The sequence below is a fragment of the Campylobacter sp. BCW_6877 genome, assembly GCF_001762445.1.
GTDB classification, from domain to species: Bacteria; Campylobacterota; Campylobacteria; order Campylobacterales; family Campylobacteraceae; genus Campylobacter_D; species Campylobacter_D jejuni.
On the sequence record NZ_MJWW01000061.1, the window covers coordinates 12,525 to 27,750 of the forward strand.

A 15,226-nucleotide genomic window follows, 5' to 3' on the forward strand; every position below is an offset into this window, starting at 1 on the left:
TCCTTTGTTAAAAAATAAAAAATAATTCTATCAAATTTTGATTGATATCACAATAAAATTATTTTATTTGATAAAAAAATAAGTAAAATTACGCTAAAATTTAAATTTAAAGCATAGTAAATGCTCGCTTCTTTTTAGAAGAGGAAAGTCCGAGCTGCTAAAGACAAGCATTCCATCTAACAGATGGCTAGGGCAACCTAAGGGATAGTGCAACAGAAAGAAAACTACCACACAAGTGGAAAAGGTGAAACGGTGGGGTAAAAGCCTACCAGCGATTTTGGCAACAATTTCGGCTATGTAAACCCAATGTGCAGCAAGAAGGGATGGTTAGCGTCTTTGTTTTAACCCTTCGCTTGATTTTGTTTGTAAAAACAAAACTAGATAAATGAGCATTCAAGACAGAACTCGGCTTATCGCTATGCTTTTTAAGATCTAACATAGGTCAAAGCTTTTTGAAATTTTTGAATTTCAACAGCCTTTGCTTTTTTCTTTTGTTCAATTAGTGCAACAGCTTCTTGCAAAAGAGCTTGAATTTGATAAAATATATCATTTATATTTTCTTTTATAAAGTCTTCTGAGGGCGATCTTTTAGCTAAATTTTTAATAAAAGCTTTCATATCAAGTTTATCAAGCAAATTTTCAAGCTTATTAATATCTTCTTGAATTAACGCGAGTTTAAAATCATTGATCCACTGTTTCATTACTATGCACTTCTCTCCAAGCTTCTAGCAAACCTTTGGTTACATTTATAACTTCATTAATTCTTTCTTCGTTATTTTCTAAATTTGCCAAAGATAAAAGTTGAATTTCTCTTGTATAAAGCCCACTTAAATAATGCGCCACATCTCCACCTTTTTCATAATCTAAAGTATTAATAAGCTCTATAAAAATAGCTGTTGTTCTTTTTACAAAGTATACTCTTTGCTCTATATCCTCGTTTCTTATCGCTACTTTAGCCCTTGCACAAAAACGCAAAATTCCCTCATAGAGCATTTCGATAAGTTTTTGCGGAGATTCTATCCCCGCTTGATTTTGAGAATAAGCATTATAAGCTAAACTATTTTGCATCTTTTTTATCCTTAATTATTAGAATTATTTGCTGCATTGATCATATTAGTCACAGTTGTTAATTGCTGATTAAGTTTATTTAAGATACTCTCATATTGCAACCATTGATTTGCCATTGTATCATACCTTGTATCAATCAAAGTTTGAGTTGATTCTTTGGTTTGGGTTAAAGACTTAGTATCATTTGTTAAACTCTCATCGTATTTTGTTAAAGAGCCATCTTTGCCTGTTATACCTTGTAAAGTTGTTTTAAGTTGCGCAAAAACACCCACACCTTCAACTGCCTCAGCAGCAATGCTCGTTTGGCTTAAGCCAAATTGTTTAAGAAATTCGCTATCTCCTTTTATGGCAAAATCAGAACTTCCGTCGGTTTTAAAATTAAGCTTATATCCTTTTTCTCCATCTTTTTCATAAGTTTCAACTTTAACCGTTAAACCTTCAATACCTTTACTATTGATATGATCAGCTAGATTTTGAAGCATTTCTTGTTCTGTTTTTCCTGTTAATTTAAAATCAGTTCCATCAGCATTTTTAGATAAATCATAAGTTTCAAAATTCGTAACAATTTGAAACTTACCTGAAGAAAAACTTATACCTTTATCATCACCTTCGCCCACATATTTGTTAAGACTACCTTCTTTAATTAAATCACCAGTATAGTTTATATCCTTGTATTGAGTAATGCCTGAAAAAAAGCTTTCAGTTAAATCAGGATTTTCTTTCATCTTGCTTTCAAAAGTGGAAGAGTCAAAATTTAGAGTTCCTGACTCAGTCATACTTAAACCATAGTCTTGTAAAGAAAGCATTACCTTAGCACTTACTTTATTTCCATTAGTATCTTCTACGGTACCATCAACTGATTGAGTTTTAAAAAGCGCAGAAATAATACTTGAGCGTATAGAGTTTACTTCGGTTACGCCTTGTAAAGAACCTTTGGTTCCTGTTTCGCTGTTATAGTCTGTAGCAGCATTAAGATTTAACACTAAATCATTATAGGCATCAACCATATCTTGCATAGCTTTGGTAACAGACTCACTATCTTGCTGAACATCAAAATTAATTTCACCTGTTTTATTTAAAGTCAAAGTAATACCTACACCAAGATCGGTTATAGTATTGCTCGATCTTGTCATCTTGATGCCATCCATGGTAAATTTAGCATCCTGAGCTTTTTGAATATGCAAAGGATTATCTTCGCTATCAATAATGCCAACACCTTTTTTACTTTTAGCAGGATCAAAATCTTCAGCTTTTAAAGCATCTTCATCGAGTTTCCAACCAAGACTTTCAAAAACACTTTTAGCATTTTCATCAACCTTATATTTACCATCAGAATCTTTTGCACCCGGATAAAAGCTTATAGCACTATCTTCACCTGTTTCCTTACTCGTTAAGGTTAAGCGATAAGGTGCGTCTTTTTCTCCTGTATTTACCATCTTAGCTACAATTTCTCCACCCGTAGCAGTATTAATCTTATCAACTAAATCACTATAGGTTGTATTTTTATCTATAGTAACGCTATATTCTTTTCCATTAGAAAAAAAAGTTAAATTTGTAGGTTCTTTTAAACTTGCATTGATAATTCCTGTATCATTTACCAAACCCTTGCTTTGATAAACATCTTTTTGGGCAAGTTGAGTTACATTGATATTCATGCTTTGCAAAGCAACACCTGAAGTCACACTAAGGCTTGCAGGAGGATTATCAGTGATACTTGCTATAACCTTTCTTTTTGCAAAAGCCGTAGAGTCTCCTAAAGACGATACAGCTGCTTGAAAAGCAGAAAGCTTGGTTTTAAGCTCGGTTAAATCTTTTTGTTTGGTTGTATTTTCTTCGATTTTTTTAGTATAAGGATCAATACGAGCTTTTTGTTCTGCTTCTTTTAACTTGTCTAAAGTTTCTTGAGTTAAAACCCCAGAACCAAATCCTAAACTAGATAAACTACCAAATGCCATTTTTAACTCTCCTTATCAAATATCATTCCTATCACATCTCTAAAATACTCAGCTAATCTCATAGCTTCTTCGCTAGGAATTTGACGAATTTCCCTTCCAGTACTTTTTTCAGTCACGCTAATATACATAGAATTAATTTTATCACTATAACCAAAACGAACATTAGTATCTAAAGAATCCATTTGTTCATTTAACTTTTTTGTAATATCAGCTAACTTTTCACTCACACCTTGTTGTTGTCCATCATCGCCTCCTTGGCTTTGACTTCTATCGGTTTGAATGTTTAAACTAGCCTGTGTCTCACTTGTTCTTTGGCTAATGTTTGCCAAAGCTGTATCCATTTGCCCATTTGCCTTCGATATTTCCATTTTAAAATCCTTTTTAAAATTTCTTATTGCTAGTTACAAGCTTATATCGACAAATTTATAAAATTATGAACACCTAGTAAAGAAAAAATTTATTTTTCAATATAAAAAATAGTAAGCAAAAACTGTGCCAAAATTTTAAAAAAATCTCAACTATCTTAAAAAATTTCAAATTTATTAAAAAGATCTGGATTATTTTCTAAGATATTACGCAAGATTAAATCTTCTATCACACTTTTAGTGCAATCTGTTTGCTTAGGCCAAGTTCTTAAATAGCCCTCAGCTTCACCCTTAGCACTTGCATCCACTCCAAGTCTTTCTTCTTTGATAAAAATATCTCTTTTAGCATCTATATTATTTACCACACGCCAAACAAGCATATAAGGGTTTTCAAGCTTATTTGCGGTATCCAAAAATACTAAAATCCTAAAATGTTTTTTAAATTCTAAAAGTTTATTAAAACTTTGTTCGATTTTTTCTTTTTTATCAAGCAAAATGCAAACTATAGGACTTTTGCTTTCTTTATAAAATTGCTTTAAATTTAAAAGCTCTACCTTGGTTTTAAAAAGTTCTAACAATTTTTCATCTTCTAAAATTTCAAGCTCTTCTACTTGCGTTTCCTTGCAAGCATCAAGTCCTGCTTTACCCCCAAAACAAGCATTAGGCGAAGCATGATCTAATTGATCGCAAATTCCTTCTGAAATTAAAATTTTTTCCGTATCAAAACGATTTAAAATATAAGGAATTAAAGCATCATAATCTTTCAAAGAAGGTGCATTTTTATCCACAAAAATTGCATGTTTAACAAAGCTCATTTGCCCCACTCCCCAAAATGCATGCATGATTTGTTGCGCATGAGCGGGATATTTTGCATCGATTTTTGCTAAGATAAGATTATGAAAGACTCCATTTTCGGGCATATTATAATCAATTAAATCAGGTACTGAAGTTTGAAGCAAGGGTAAAAAAATTCTTTCGGTACCAAGCCCCATAATCTTATCTTCTAAAGGAGGCTTTCCTACAACCGTTGCTTGATAGATCGCATCTTTTTTAGTATAAATTTTTTCTACTTTCATCACAGGAAAAAGTTCGGCAGGAGTGTAAAAACCCGTATGATCTCCAAAAGGACCTTCAATTTTAAACTCTTCTAAATCCACATAACCTTCAATAACCACATCACTATCATAAGGTACAAAAATACCATTTTCACAAGGGGTAAGTTTTGCAGGAGTTTTTTTAATAAAACCATAAAGCAAAAGTTCAAAAATTCCTTTAGGTAAAGGTGCTTGAGAACACCAAATATAAAGCGGATCTCCGCCTATAGCTATACTTATAGGCATTTTTTTAAAACCAGCATTTTTGTATTCGTGATAAAAATTTGCCCCATCTTTATGAATTTGCCAATGCATTAAAAGTTCATTTTTATCGCTCATTTGCAAACGATACATTCCAAGATTATTTTGAGTTTTATCTAAATTTTGTGTATAAACTTGCCCCATAGTGATAAATTTACCCGCATCATATTCCCAAGTTTTTAGTATAGGAAGTTCTTCAAGTGAGTTTAAAATTTCATAATCATACAAGGCTTTATTTTTTTTCAGTCTTTTAGGAGGAACATTTTTAAAACTTAACAAATTCATAAAAAAATCCATTTTTGCTTTAAAACTCGTAGGAATATGAAGCTTGGTGAGTTTTGAAATTTCTTCAGCCACCTCTTCATAATCACGCCCAAAAGCTAAATTTAAAGCCTTTTCATTACAAAAAGTATTCATCAAAACAGGAAATTTATATTGTTTATTTAATTTTTTATCTATAGGATTTTTAAATAATAAAGCCTTACCTTTTTCTCCTTTTTTAGCTTCTATATAAGCTAAATGAGCGATTTCAAGATCTACATCTACAGGCTCTTCAATTACCCTTAAAAGATCATTTTCTTTTAAAATTTGAATAAATTCTTTCATATCATACTCTCAGCTTTTTTTAAAAGTTCTTTAGCACCTTTAGCAATAAACTCCTTAGCCAAACTCTCCCCAAAACCTTTAAAATCATTCTTTTTAATCATTCTTTTATCTTTTAAAATTTCACTTCCATCGGGTAGTCCAAGCACCGCACGCACACAAATTTCATCCCTTAAAAGCTCTGCGTTAATACCTATAGGAACCTGACAACCCCCTTCTAAAGTAGCGATAAATTCCCTTTCAATGCTTGTTTCAATCAAAGCATTTTCATCATTTAAACATTTTAAAAGTTTTAAAATTTTTTCATCATTTATACTTTCTATACCTAAAGCTCCTTGAGAGGCTGCAGGAATTAGTTCATCCTTGCTAAATTCATAAACAAAATTCACTTGCTTATCTAAGTTTAAGCGTTTAATTCCCGCCATAGCTAAAATAATCGCATCAAATTCATTATTTTTTAATTTCTCTATACGAGAATTAACATTACCGCGCAAAGAAATAATCTCTAAATCAGGTCTTAATAATAAAATCTGCATCTTGCGTCTAAGACTAGTAGTGCCTATTTTTGCACCTTTTGGCAAAGAAAGAAAATCTTTATAATTTTGACTTAGCATAGCATCATTGCTTTGCTCTCTTTTACTTACCGCTGCCAAAACTAAACCTTGAGGAAAAAAACTAGGCACATCTTTTAAACTATGCACCGCCAAATGTGCTTCTTTTCTTAACATACTTTCTTCAAGTTCTTTTGTAAAAAGTCCCTTGCCACCAATTTTTGCCAAAGGAGAATCCAGCAAAACATCGCCTTTTGTTTTAAAACCTTCTAAAAGCACTTCAATTTGATGTGTATTTTTTAAAATTTGGGCTACATGTTCACTTTGCCAAAGAGCTAATTGACTTTTTCTTGTTGCGATAATAAGCTTCATTTTCTATCCTCTATAATTTCAACATCAATGATTTCTTCATTAGAATTTTGATACTCTTGCTTAGTGTATTGATATTTTGATTTAGTCATTATTTTCAAAACAATACCAAAGAAAAACACAAAAATTCCAAAAACACTTGTAATAATCCCTGGAAAAACAAGTAAAAACCCTGCGATAACAAAAGAAAATTGTGTTAACATATCCTTTAAGCCACCCATTTGAAATTCAAGCATATTTTTCCAAAAAATTCCCAATAAAACCACACCAAAAATCATACTCAAAAGTATGAAAAATAAAAAATTACCAAAACCAAAAAACACTATAAAAAATATACTTGCAATAATTTCAAGTACAAATAAAGGACTTAAGCTTAATTTATAATTCATAACACTTTCTTTTTAAGAATTTCCATAAGTTCATCAGTTTTTATAAGTTCTTTTATCAAACCCTCTCTTTGGATAAACTCTATTTCATTATTTTCTAATCCTTTGCCAATAACTAACGCATAAGGAAAACCCATAAGTTCAAAATCATTCATTTTAACCCCAAAACGCTCATTTCTATCATCAAGCAATACCTCTAATCCAAGATTAGTTAAATCCTCATAAAGCTTATTAGCAAATTCTAAAGCCTTTTCATCTTTGAGATTTGAAACAATAATTTCAAGCACAAAAGGAGCTAAAGTTTTATTCCAGATACATCCTTTTTCATCATGATTTGCTTCAATAGCTACAGCCAACAAGCGTGAAACACCTATGCCGTAACATCCCATATAAAAAGGCTGACTTTTGCCATTTTCATCTAAGAAATTTGCATTCATCGCTTTAGAATATTTTTGTCCTAATTTAAAAATATGCCCTACTTCTATACCTTTGCTTTGTTTTAATTTTGCTCCACATTTAGCACAGCAATCCCCTTCTTTAACTTCAATCAAATCTTTAAAACGATCTTTGTTTAAATTTACAACATCAATGCCGATTAAATGATAATCTTTTTCATTCGCACCCATAATCATTTGCTTTTCGTTTTCAAGCTCAAAATCTATATAAAAATCTATATCTTTTAATCCCACAAAACCTATAAAACCAGCTACTAAACCAGCTTTTTCTAATTCTTCTTCGCTTGCATCGACTAGTTCAAGGGCATTGCAAGCATTTTGAGCCTTGATTTCTTGTAAATCATCACTTCCTCTTATAAAAAACACAACTAACTTGCTTTCATTTTCATAAATAGCTTTTTTTACCACTGCTTTAATCGTATAAAAAGCATTGATTTTAAAAAATTGTGCTAAAGAATCTATAGTTTTAATATTTGGAGTGTGAAATTTACTTGCATAATTTGCTTCAGGACGCTCATCTTGACAAATTTTTTTAGCTCTTTTTGCAGCTTCAACATTAGCCGCATAATCACAATTTTCGCAAATTAAAATATCATCTTCCCCATTTTTTGCCAAAACCATAAATTCCTTAGAACCGCTTCCACCAATAGCCCCACTATCAGCTTCAACTGCTCTAAAATCAAGTCCCATTCTTTGTAAAATTTGAGAATAAGTTTTATACATAAGCTCAAACTCACGCCCTAAATCTTCTTCATTAGCATGAAAACTATATCCATCTTTCATTAAAAATTCACGACATCTTAAAAGCCCAAATCTAGGCCTTGCTTCATCACGAAATTTAAGTCCGATTTGATATAAATGCAAAGGAAGTTGCTTATAGCTTGTGATTTTGTTTTTTACCAAAGAAAGCATAGCTTCTTCATGTGTTGGGCCTAAAACAAATTCATTTTCTTTTCTGTCTTTAAAACGCAGAAGTTCTTTTCCAAAAACATTATAACGCCCACTTTCTTGCCACAAACTTGCAGGAGTGATAAAACTAAGATTTACTTCTTGTGCTCCAGCCTTATCCATTTCTTCTTTAACTATATTTTTAATCTTATCTAAAACTCTTTTTCCTAAAGGCAAGAAATTATAAAGTCCACTGCCAATTTGTTCTACAAAACCTGCACGCGTTAAAAAAATATGACTAGGTAAACTGGCATCTTTTGGTGCTTCTTTTAAACTTGGTGCATAAAATTTAGTAAATCTCATCATTATTCTCCATATCAAATTCACATTTATATTGATTTAAACCTTCAAGATTATTTTGCAAATCAAAAACATAACGCATAGCATTAATCACTGTATCGCTTTGCATTTTACCTTGTAAATGCTTCAAATTTACAGTAGGTGTGTGTAAAAAAGCCTTAAAAACTTGATGAATCAACTTTCTAGCCTCTTCTTTGTCGGATTTTTTCAAGTATCCTTTTTTTAACGCAATTTCAAGTTGTTTATCTGCATATTCTTTAGCTTGCAAGCGTATAGCTTTGATAATAGGCATCAAAGCCAAATCGTTTAAATACCTAAAAAATTCACTTGTTTCACGGCCTATTATCCCATAAGCCATGCGAGCTTCTTGTTCTCTTAGTGCTAAATTTTTTTGAACTACAATCTCAAGATCATCTACAGCAAAAACAGATATATTTTCATTTTCATTAATATCAATATCCCTTGGAACTGCAATATCAAAAAAATACCTTTTGTAAGGAAGTTCTTCTATTAGAGAATTTGTAATAATAGCATTTGGTGCATTAGTAGCTGAGAAAAAAAACTCATATTGATTTAAATATTTTTTTAAATTTTCTAAACTATCATATTCGCTTAAAACACCAAGTCTCTCACACAAATCTTTAGCTTTTTGCAAGTCACGATTTAAAATAATCACTTTAGCACCCGCAGCAATTAAATGTTTTGCCGCAAGTTCTCCCATCTCTCCAGCTCCAATAACAACAGCTTTTTTTTGCGTTAAATCTGCAAGTTCTTTTGCTTTTGCTACAGCAACGCTAGCTACAGAAATAGGATTTTTAGAAATTTGAGTTTCATTGCGTACCTTAGCAGCACATTTAAAAGCACTATGTACCGCTCTTGAAAGGTGTACTCCGCAAAAATTATTTTTTACAGCAAAAGCAAAGGCATCTTTTAATTGCCCTGCTATCTGAGTTTCTCCAACCACCAAACTATCCAAAGAACTTGCTACAGAAAAAAGATGGTGAATTGCTCCACTATCTTCAAAAATATCAGCTTTTTCAAGTAAAATATCTTTATCCATATCACAAAGCAAAGCCAAAGATTTAACAATAAACTCCGCACAGGCCATTTTTACAAAAGCAACAATTTCAACACGATTGCAAGTACTTATAACCAAACATTCTTCAATATTTTCATGAGTGCTAATAACTTTTAAAAACTCACTTTTTTTAGCTTCATTGGAAAAGCTTAACCTTTCCCTTAAGGCAATATCTGTATTTTTATGAGTAAAAGATATACAATAATACATTAAAATTCCCTATCTATCATAGCTTTAATAATATCATTAAGCTTGTTATTATCATATTTTTCAATCGCTTTACTAGCCTTTTTTGCATAAGTTTTAGCTTTCAAAATAGCTTTTTCCAAAGCTTTTTGTTCTTCAAATTTAGTTTTTAACCATTCTTTTTCATTTTCATTTAAATCTTTTTTAAATAAAGTCTGCAAATATGTCCTATCTTGTTCTTGCAAATTTTCATAAAGATAAATATAGGGTAAGGTAGTTTTACCCTCTTTAAAATCATTCATAGCAGGTTTTCCAAGAATTTTTTCATCGCTCTTAATATCTAAAATATCATCAATCATCTGAAAAGCGAGTCCTAAATTTTTACCATATTCTGCAAAATCTTTTTCATATAATCCAGCCAAAATAGCTCCGCATCTCGCACTTGCTTCGATCAAAACAGCTGTTTTATTATAAATCATTTTCAAATAAGCTTCTTTATTGATATTAAATTTCTCTCCCAAATCAACATCCATAAGTTCGCCTATAGCAAGCTTTACAACAGCATCTGAAATAATACTTGCAAATCTAGCATCCATTTTGCTTAATTCATAAAAGGCTTTGGAATACAAAATATCGCCCAACATAAGAGCATTTTTTGTACCAAATTCAGCATTAACAGATCTTGCTCCACGTCTTAACTCACTCTCATCAATAATATCATCATGTAACAAACTAGCAAGATGTATCAATTCTATAGCTGCGCAAATTTTAAAAGCAATCTCACTCTCATCTGCGATAGCTAATAATAATTTAGAACGTAATTTTTTTCCTGATTTTACATTTGAAAGCATATTTAAAATAGGTTCATAGCCAAGCTCTTGTAAAAACTGTTTTATTAATTCATCTATTTTTTGCACTATCTTTTCCTTGTTAATTACTATTATTATTTTCTTTGCTTGTTAATGGTTTTACCTGAGGTTCGTTAAAATTAATCATAGGAACAACCTGATTATTTTGCGGTGGATTTTGTAAAGCTTTTTTTCTTGGATCTAAAAATTCTACCATTAAGCGAGATTCCTTATCTTCTATATAAACTGTAAAAGTTGCCAAACCTTTATTATAAGCACTAAATTCTAAAATCAGTCTTGCTCTATCAATATGTGGATTGGTATAATCAGGTATTAAAGTTTGAGTTACCCAATCTAAATTTCTTCTTAAACTCATCACAAATTGACGCGGATATTTGCGAAATTTCGAATGTACGATGATATTAGTATTATCAAACAAAGTCCAATAAAAATCAAAATTTTGCACCTTATCTTCATAGCCTATTTCTTTAATCTGCACACTAGCTCTCTCATCTTTTTTAAGTATAAATTTATAAGTATAATCAAAAGTTGGTTCAGATGCTAAAACATTGCTAAAAATAAAAAAAATACAAATTAAACAAGGGCTTATTTTAAACAATTTTAGCCTTCGTGTCCTAAAATTTTTGCGCCTAATTCTATATAAATATCATTTTGCCTTTCTTCTATAAAATCACCATTTTCTAATATGAAATTTTTTACATCCATTTCTGTTAAACCTTGTTTTTCTAAAAGTTCTACCATGGCAATATGATCAGCAAAAAATTCCTCAAAAACTTTTTCTAAGGCTCCTAAATTTCCATTTTGTATAATTTCTATAAATTTTTCTTTTGGAGTTTTATTAAACATTTCATCAAAAAAATCCATTAATTTTCCTTGAAAATATAAGTTTTTGATTATAAAATTTTAATCGTTAAAAGTAGCTAAATTAAAATAATTAAAATTTAAATTTTATTTGCAATATGTAAAATTTTAGAAGTTAAATTCCGCATGGTGCGGAATTTATTATGAATGTGGTTTTGCTTGAGTGGCGTATTTTACACCCAAATCAAAAGCTTTAGCATTTGCATCACGAGTTTTTGCAGGAACCATATGAAGCATAGTGTCTTTTAAAACATCTAAATCTATACATTTGCTCATATAAGCAGCAATTGCAAGTGCTACAACTGATTGAGTAGCCACATTTCCTACCTCATCTTTAGCTATGGTAATAATAGGAATTTCAAAAATTTGCCATTTTTTATAATCTTCACTTTCAGGATGCACCAAATTTGGCTCTACAACTATGATGCCTCCTTCTTTTACACCGCCACGAAAACCTTTATAGCCCTTATCTGCAGTCGAAAGCATAAAGTCTATCTCCCCTTCTACAGCATAAGGAAATAAAATTTCTTTATCATCAATGATAATATCCACTTTAGTAGGACCGCCACGTACTTGTGAAGTATAAGTTGAAGCCTTAAAAGCTTGACGGCCTTCTTTAATGGCTGCTTCTGCTAAAATTTCTCCTGCGGTGATAACACCTTGTCCGCCTTCACCGCCAAATCTTAATTGATATTTCATTTTAAAACTCCTAAATCCACCATTCTTTTTTCTTTGGCTGCACGACGTACTTCTTCATAAGCGTGGCAGTATTCTGGCTGAGAATTATCTTCATGTAAAATTCCTGTTGGAAATTTATCTTTTCTTTCTTCAAAATCCATGCTTTCAAATTTAGCTTTATCCACAACGCGATTTTTAATCCAATCAAGCATAGCTACAGCTTCGCCCATTTTGTTTTTTCTACCTAGATTAATATGACAATTTGAAAAAACATCTACAAAACTATAACCCTTATGCGCTAAAGCCTTATAAATTAAATTTTCAAGCTTATTAGCTTCGATCACATTACCCCTTGCCACAAAAGAAGCTCCTGCAGCTTTAGTTAATTCACACGCATCAAAATTTGGATCAATATTTCCAAATTGAGCTGTTACTGTATAAAAACCTTTTGGAGTAGTTGGACTTGTTTGAGAATTCGTAAGTCCATAGATAAAATTATTGATCACAATATGTGTTAAATCGATATTTCTACGACAACCATGTATGGTATGATTTCCACCAATTGCCAAAGTATCCCCATCTCCACTTACTACAATAACATGTTTACTAGGATTGGCTAATTTAATACCTGTTGCATAAGCTATGGCTCTACCATGAGTTGTATGAACTGTATTGCAATTTACATAAGAACTCATTCTACCACTACAACCTATACCCGAAACAAGACAAACATCATCCATATTCCAACCAAGTTTTTCTATTGCACGGATAATACATTTTAAAACAACACCATCGCCACATCCCCAGCACCACTGAGTAGGCATTTTATCTACTCTTAGATATTCATCATAATTAAAAGCCATTTATATACTCTCCTTTACCTTAGCAATAATTTCACTTGGAGTGATAGGACGACCATTTGCACGGTGCAAGCTAATAAAATCGCGACGCGAAGTTACTCTTTCAATCTCTTCAAGATATTGCCCCATATTAAGCTCGCTTACCATTACTTTTTTAAATTTGCTTACAACTTCAGCGATTTTTTTCTCAGCCACTGGATAAAGAGTAATTGGACGGAAAAGTCCCACTTTAATCCCTTGCTCTCTTAATCTTTGTATAGCTTCTTTTGCTGAACGACTTACGCTTCCATAAGCAATGATTAAAAATTCAGCATCATTAAGCATATACTCTTCATAAGCACAAATATCTTCTTGATTGTTTTTTATTTTACCTATGAGTCTTTCCATATTTTTTTTCACTATAACTCCATCTTCAGTTGGAAAACCTATATCTCCATGATGAAGTCCTGTAACATGATAACGATAACCTGTAAAGAAAGGATTTAAAGTTGCAGGCTCATTTTCTCCTGCTGCATAAGGTTTATAATCCTTTTTGTCTCCTTCAAATTTTTTACGGTTATACACTTTAATATCTTTTAAATCAGGTAAAACCGCTTTACCATTCATGTGCCCTACAGTTTCATCCATAAGTAAAAATACTGGAGTCATATATTTTTCAGCTAAATTAAACGCTCTAATGGTTTCTGTATAAGCTTCTTCAAGACTTGCAGGAGCAATAGCAATGCTTGCAAAATCCCCATGAGTTGGTGCTTTAGCTTGAAACAAATCTCCTTGTGCTACACGAGTTGGAAGACCTGTCGAAGGACCACCTCTCATAACATTTACAATCACAAGTGGAATTTCAGCAATAAATGCAAGTCCTATTTGCTCCGCTTTTAAAGAAATTCCAGGACCGCTACTTGCAGTCATGGATTTTACTCCACTCATTGCCGCACCAATAGCCACACTAATACCTGAAATTTCATCTTCCATTTGTATAAAAGTTCCATCATTTGCAGGAAGCATATGACTTAGCTCGTGAGCTATCTCACTACTAGGGGTAATAGGATAGCCTCCAAAAAATTTACATCCACAATCAATCGCAGCTTTGGCGATTAAAACATTACCTGTTGCTATAACTTCTCTCATTATTTTTCCTATGCTAATTTTTTGTATTTGTTATTTTTTACGGCTACAGCTCTATCTTTAGACTCAGCAGTAAGTTTGGCAAATTTAAATTCATCTCTTTTTGCCACCATAATAGCAAAATCAGGGCAATGTGTCTCACACTCGGTACAGCCTATACAGGATTCAGGGTGTACCACCTCTATCATTTGTCCTAAAACCGCATGCACATCATCGCGCATAGCTAAAACCCCAGCGGGGCAATAGCTAACACAAATATTGCATGCTTTGCATCTATGCTCATCTACCCAAACAGGGGTATCTTTTGGAGCTGTCATACTCATGTTTTTCCTTTATCAACCTAATATTTTTTGAATTTCTTCACCAATTAAAGCCGGAGAATCCACCACATGAATTCCGTAACTTTTCAAAGCTTCTTTTTTAGCTGCAGCACTTTCATCAGCACTTCCTACTATGGCACCTGCATGCCCCATTCTTTTACCTTTTGGAGCAGTTGCACCTGCAATGAATGCTACCACAGGTTTGCTAATATTTTCTTTAATAAATTTAGCCGCTTCCACTTCCAAACTACCACCAATTTCACCTATCATTACAATAGCTTTAGTTTCATCATCTTTTTGGAATTCACTTAAAAGTTCTTTATAAGCAAGACCTATGATAGGATCACCACCAATTCCTACTGCAGTAGAAATTCCATAACCACCTTGAACTACCTGATTAGCAGCTTCATAAGTTAAAGTTCCACTTTTTGAAATAAGCCCCACGCAACCTTTTTTAAAAATAAAACCTGGCATAATACCTAATTTGCATTCTTCAGAAGTGATAATACCTGGACAATTTGGTCCAATGATTTTCATACCCTTTTTATTGGCATATTGCTTAGCAAACATCATATCTTTTACAGGCGTATGCTCGGTGATTACAACTGCAAGCTTAATACCCGCATCAGCTGCTTCAATCACGCTATCACCCACAGCAAAAGCAGGTACAAAGATCAAGCTCACATCAGCCTTTGTTGCTTTAACCGCATCTACAACGGTATCAAAAACTGGTTTACCTAAATGAGTTTGTCCGCCTTTATGAGGGGTGACACCTCCAACTATATTTGTACCATAAGCCATGCATTGCTCAGCGTGAAAAGTTGCTTCTTTACCTGTAAAACCTTGAACTATTACTTTTGTATTTTTATTAACCAATATACTCATTTTCTATCC

Annotated in this window: 17 protein-coding genes and 1 other RNA gene; 1 reads left to right on the forward strand and 17 read right to left on the reverse strand. The window is 32.2% G+C overall.

Annotated features, from left to right (window positions below):
- Positions 1-108: 108 nt before the first annotated feature.
- Positions 109-429: RNase P RNA component class A (gene rnpB / locus AJ936_RS09115), an RNA gene on the forward strand.
- Here the strand turns inward: rnpB and AJ936_RS09120 are convergent.
- The 17 genes from AJ936_RS09120 to sucD all read right to left on the reverse strand — a co-directional run bounded on the left by AJ936_RS09120 (position 426) and on the right by sucD (position 15,217).
- Positions 426-701, reverse strand: coding sequence for a hypothetical protein (locus tag AJ936_RS09120; RefSeq protein ID WP_002861272.1), 276 nt, complete (start codon positions 699-701; stop codon positions 426-428). The genes rnpB and AJ936_RS09120 overlap by 4 nt on opposite strands.
- Positions 682-1,068, reverse strand: a complete 387-nt coding sequence (fliS, locus tag AJ936_RS09125) for a flagellar export chaperone FliS (RefSeq protein WP_002861271.1) — start codon at positions 1,066-1,068, stop codon at positions 682-684. The genes AJ936_RS09120 and fliS overlap by 20 nt, the downstream gene beginning before the upstream one ends.
- Positions 1,069-1,079: 11 nt before the next feature.
- Positions 1,080-3,023 carry a flagellar filament capping protein FliD gene (gene fliD, locus AJ936_RS09130; RefSeq protein ID WP_044778754.1) on the reverse strand — a complete coding sequence of 648 codons (1,944 nt, stop codon included), beginning with the start codon at positions 3,021-3,023 and terminating at the stop codon, positions 1,080-1,082.
- Between the two features lie 2 nt (positions 3,024-3,025).
- A complete protein-coding gene (locus tag AJ936_RS09135) occupies positions 3,026-3,391 on the reverse strand; it encodes a FlaG family protein (RefSeq protein ID WP_002870942.1) in 366 nt (121 codons plus the stop codon).
- A 155-nt stretch (positions 3,392-3,546) separates the two neighbouring features.
- Positions 3,547-5,349: a menaquinone biosynthesis decarboxylase gene (locus AJ936_RS09140; protein ID WP_070210647.1), complete on the reverse strand. Its 1,803-nt coding sequence runs from the start codon at positions 5,347-5,349 to the stop codon at positions 3,547-3,549.
- Entirely contained in the window at positions 5,346-6,269 is a 924-nt protein-coding gene (gene hemC / locus AJ936_RS09145) for a hydroxymethylbilane synthase (RefSeq protein WP_002870944.1), read from the reverse strand. The genes AJ936_RS09140 and hemC overlap by 4 nt, the downstream gene beginning before the upstream one ends.
- Positions 6,266-6,655, reverse strand: a complete 390-nt coding sequence (fxsA, locus tag AJ936_RS09150; RefSeq protein ID WP_002870945.1) for an FxsA family membrane protein — start codon at positions 6,653-6,655, stop codon at positions 6,266-6,268. The genes hemC and fxsA overlap by 4 nt, the downstream gene beginning before the upstream one ends.
- Positions 6,652-8,361, reverse strand: coding sequence for a proline--tRNA ligase (locus AJ936_RS09155; RefSeq protein ID WP_072223793.1), 1,710 nt, complete (start codon positions 8,359-8,361; stop codon positions 6,652-6,654). Before AJ936_RS09155 ends, fxsA begins: the two co-directional genes overlap by 4 nt.
- On the reverse strand, positions 8,345-9,643 hold the full coding sequence (hemA, locus tag AJ936_RS09160; RefSeq protein WP_044778757.1) for a glutamyl-tRNA reductase: 1,299 nt from the start codon (positions 9,641-9,643) through the stop codon (positions 8,345-8,347). The genes AJ936_RS09155 and hemA overlap by 17 nt, the downstream gene beginning before the upstream one ends.
- Positions 9,643-10,536 carry a hexaprenyl-diphosphate synthase gene (locus AJ936_RS09165; RefSeq protein ID WP_044778758.1) on the reverse strand — a complete coding sequence of 298 codons (894 nt, stop codon included), beginning with the start codon at positions 10,534-10,536 and terminating at the stop codon, positions 9,643-9,645. Before AJ936_RS09165 ends, hemA begins: the two co-directional genes overlap by 1 nt.
- 13 nt (positions 10,537-10,549) lie before the next feature.
- Positions 10,550-11,086, reverse strand: coding sequence for a hypothetical protein (locus AJ936_RS09170; protein WP_044778759.1), 537 nt, complete (start codon positions 11,084-11,086; stop codon positions 10,550-10,552).
- A gap of 2 nt (positions 11,087-11,088) precedes the next feature.
- The gene (locus AJ936_RS09175; protein ID WP_002854834.1) at positions 11,089-11,352 is read right to left on the reverse strand and encodes a DUF2018 family protein; all 264 of its coding nucleotides are present in this window, start codon (positions 11,350-11,352) and stop codon (positions 11,089-11,091) included.
- A gap of 138 nt (positions 11,353-11,490) precedes the next feature.
- Positions 11,491-12,048, reverse strand: coding sequence for a 2-oxoacid:acceptor oxidoreductase family protein (locus tag AJ936_RS09180; protein WP_070274443.1), 558 nt, complete (start codon positions 12,046-12,048; stop codon positions 11,491-11,493).
- Positions 12,045-12,890: a 2-oxoglutarate ferredoxin oxidoreductase subunit beta gene (locus AJ936_RS09185; protein WP_070274445.1), complete on the reverse strand. Its 846-nt coding sequence runs from the start codon at positions 12,888-12,890 to the stop codon at positions 12,045-12,047. The genes AJ936_RS09180 and AJ936_RS09185 overlap by 4 nt, the downstream gene beginning before the upstream one ends.
- Complete coding sequence (locus tag AJ936_RS09190) at positions 12,891-14,015, reverse strand: 2-oxoglutarate synthase subunit alpha (RefSeq protein WP_070274447.1); 1,125 nt, start codon at positions 14,013-14,015, stop codon at positions 12,891-12,893. It abuts the gene before it with no gap.
- A gap of 8 nt (positions 14,016-14,023) precedes the next feature.
- Positions 14,024-14,335: a 4Fe-4S binding protein gene (locus tag AJ936_RS09195; protein WP_032599199.1), complete on the reverse strand. Its 312-nt coding sequence runs from the start codon at positions 14,333-14,335 to the stop codon at positions 14,024-14,026.
- 12 nt (positions 14,336-14,347) lie between these two features.
- Positions 14,348-15,217 carry a succinate--CoA ligase subunit alpha gene (gene sucD / locus AJ936_RS09200; RefSeq protein WP_044779927.1) on the reverse strand — a complete coding sequence of 290 codons (870 nt, stop codon included), beginning with the start codon at positions 15,215-15,217 and terminating at the stop codon, positions 14,348-14,350.
- Positions 15,218-15,226 lie beyond the last annotated feature (9 nt).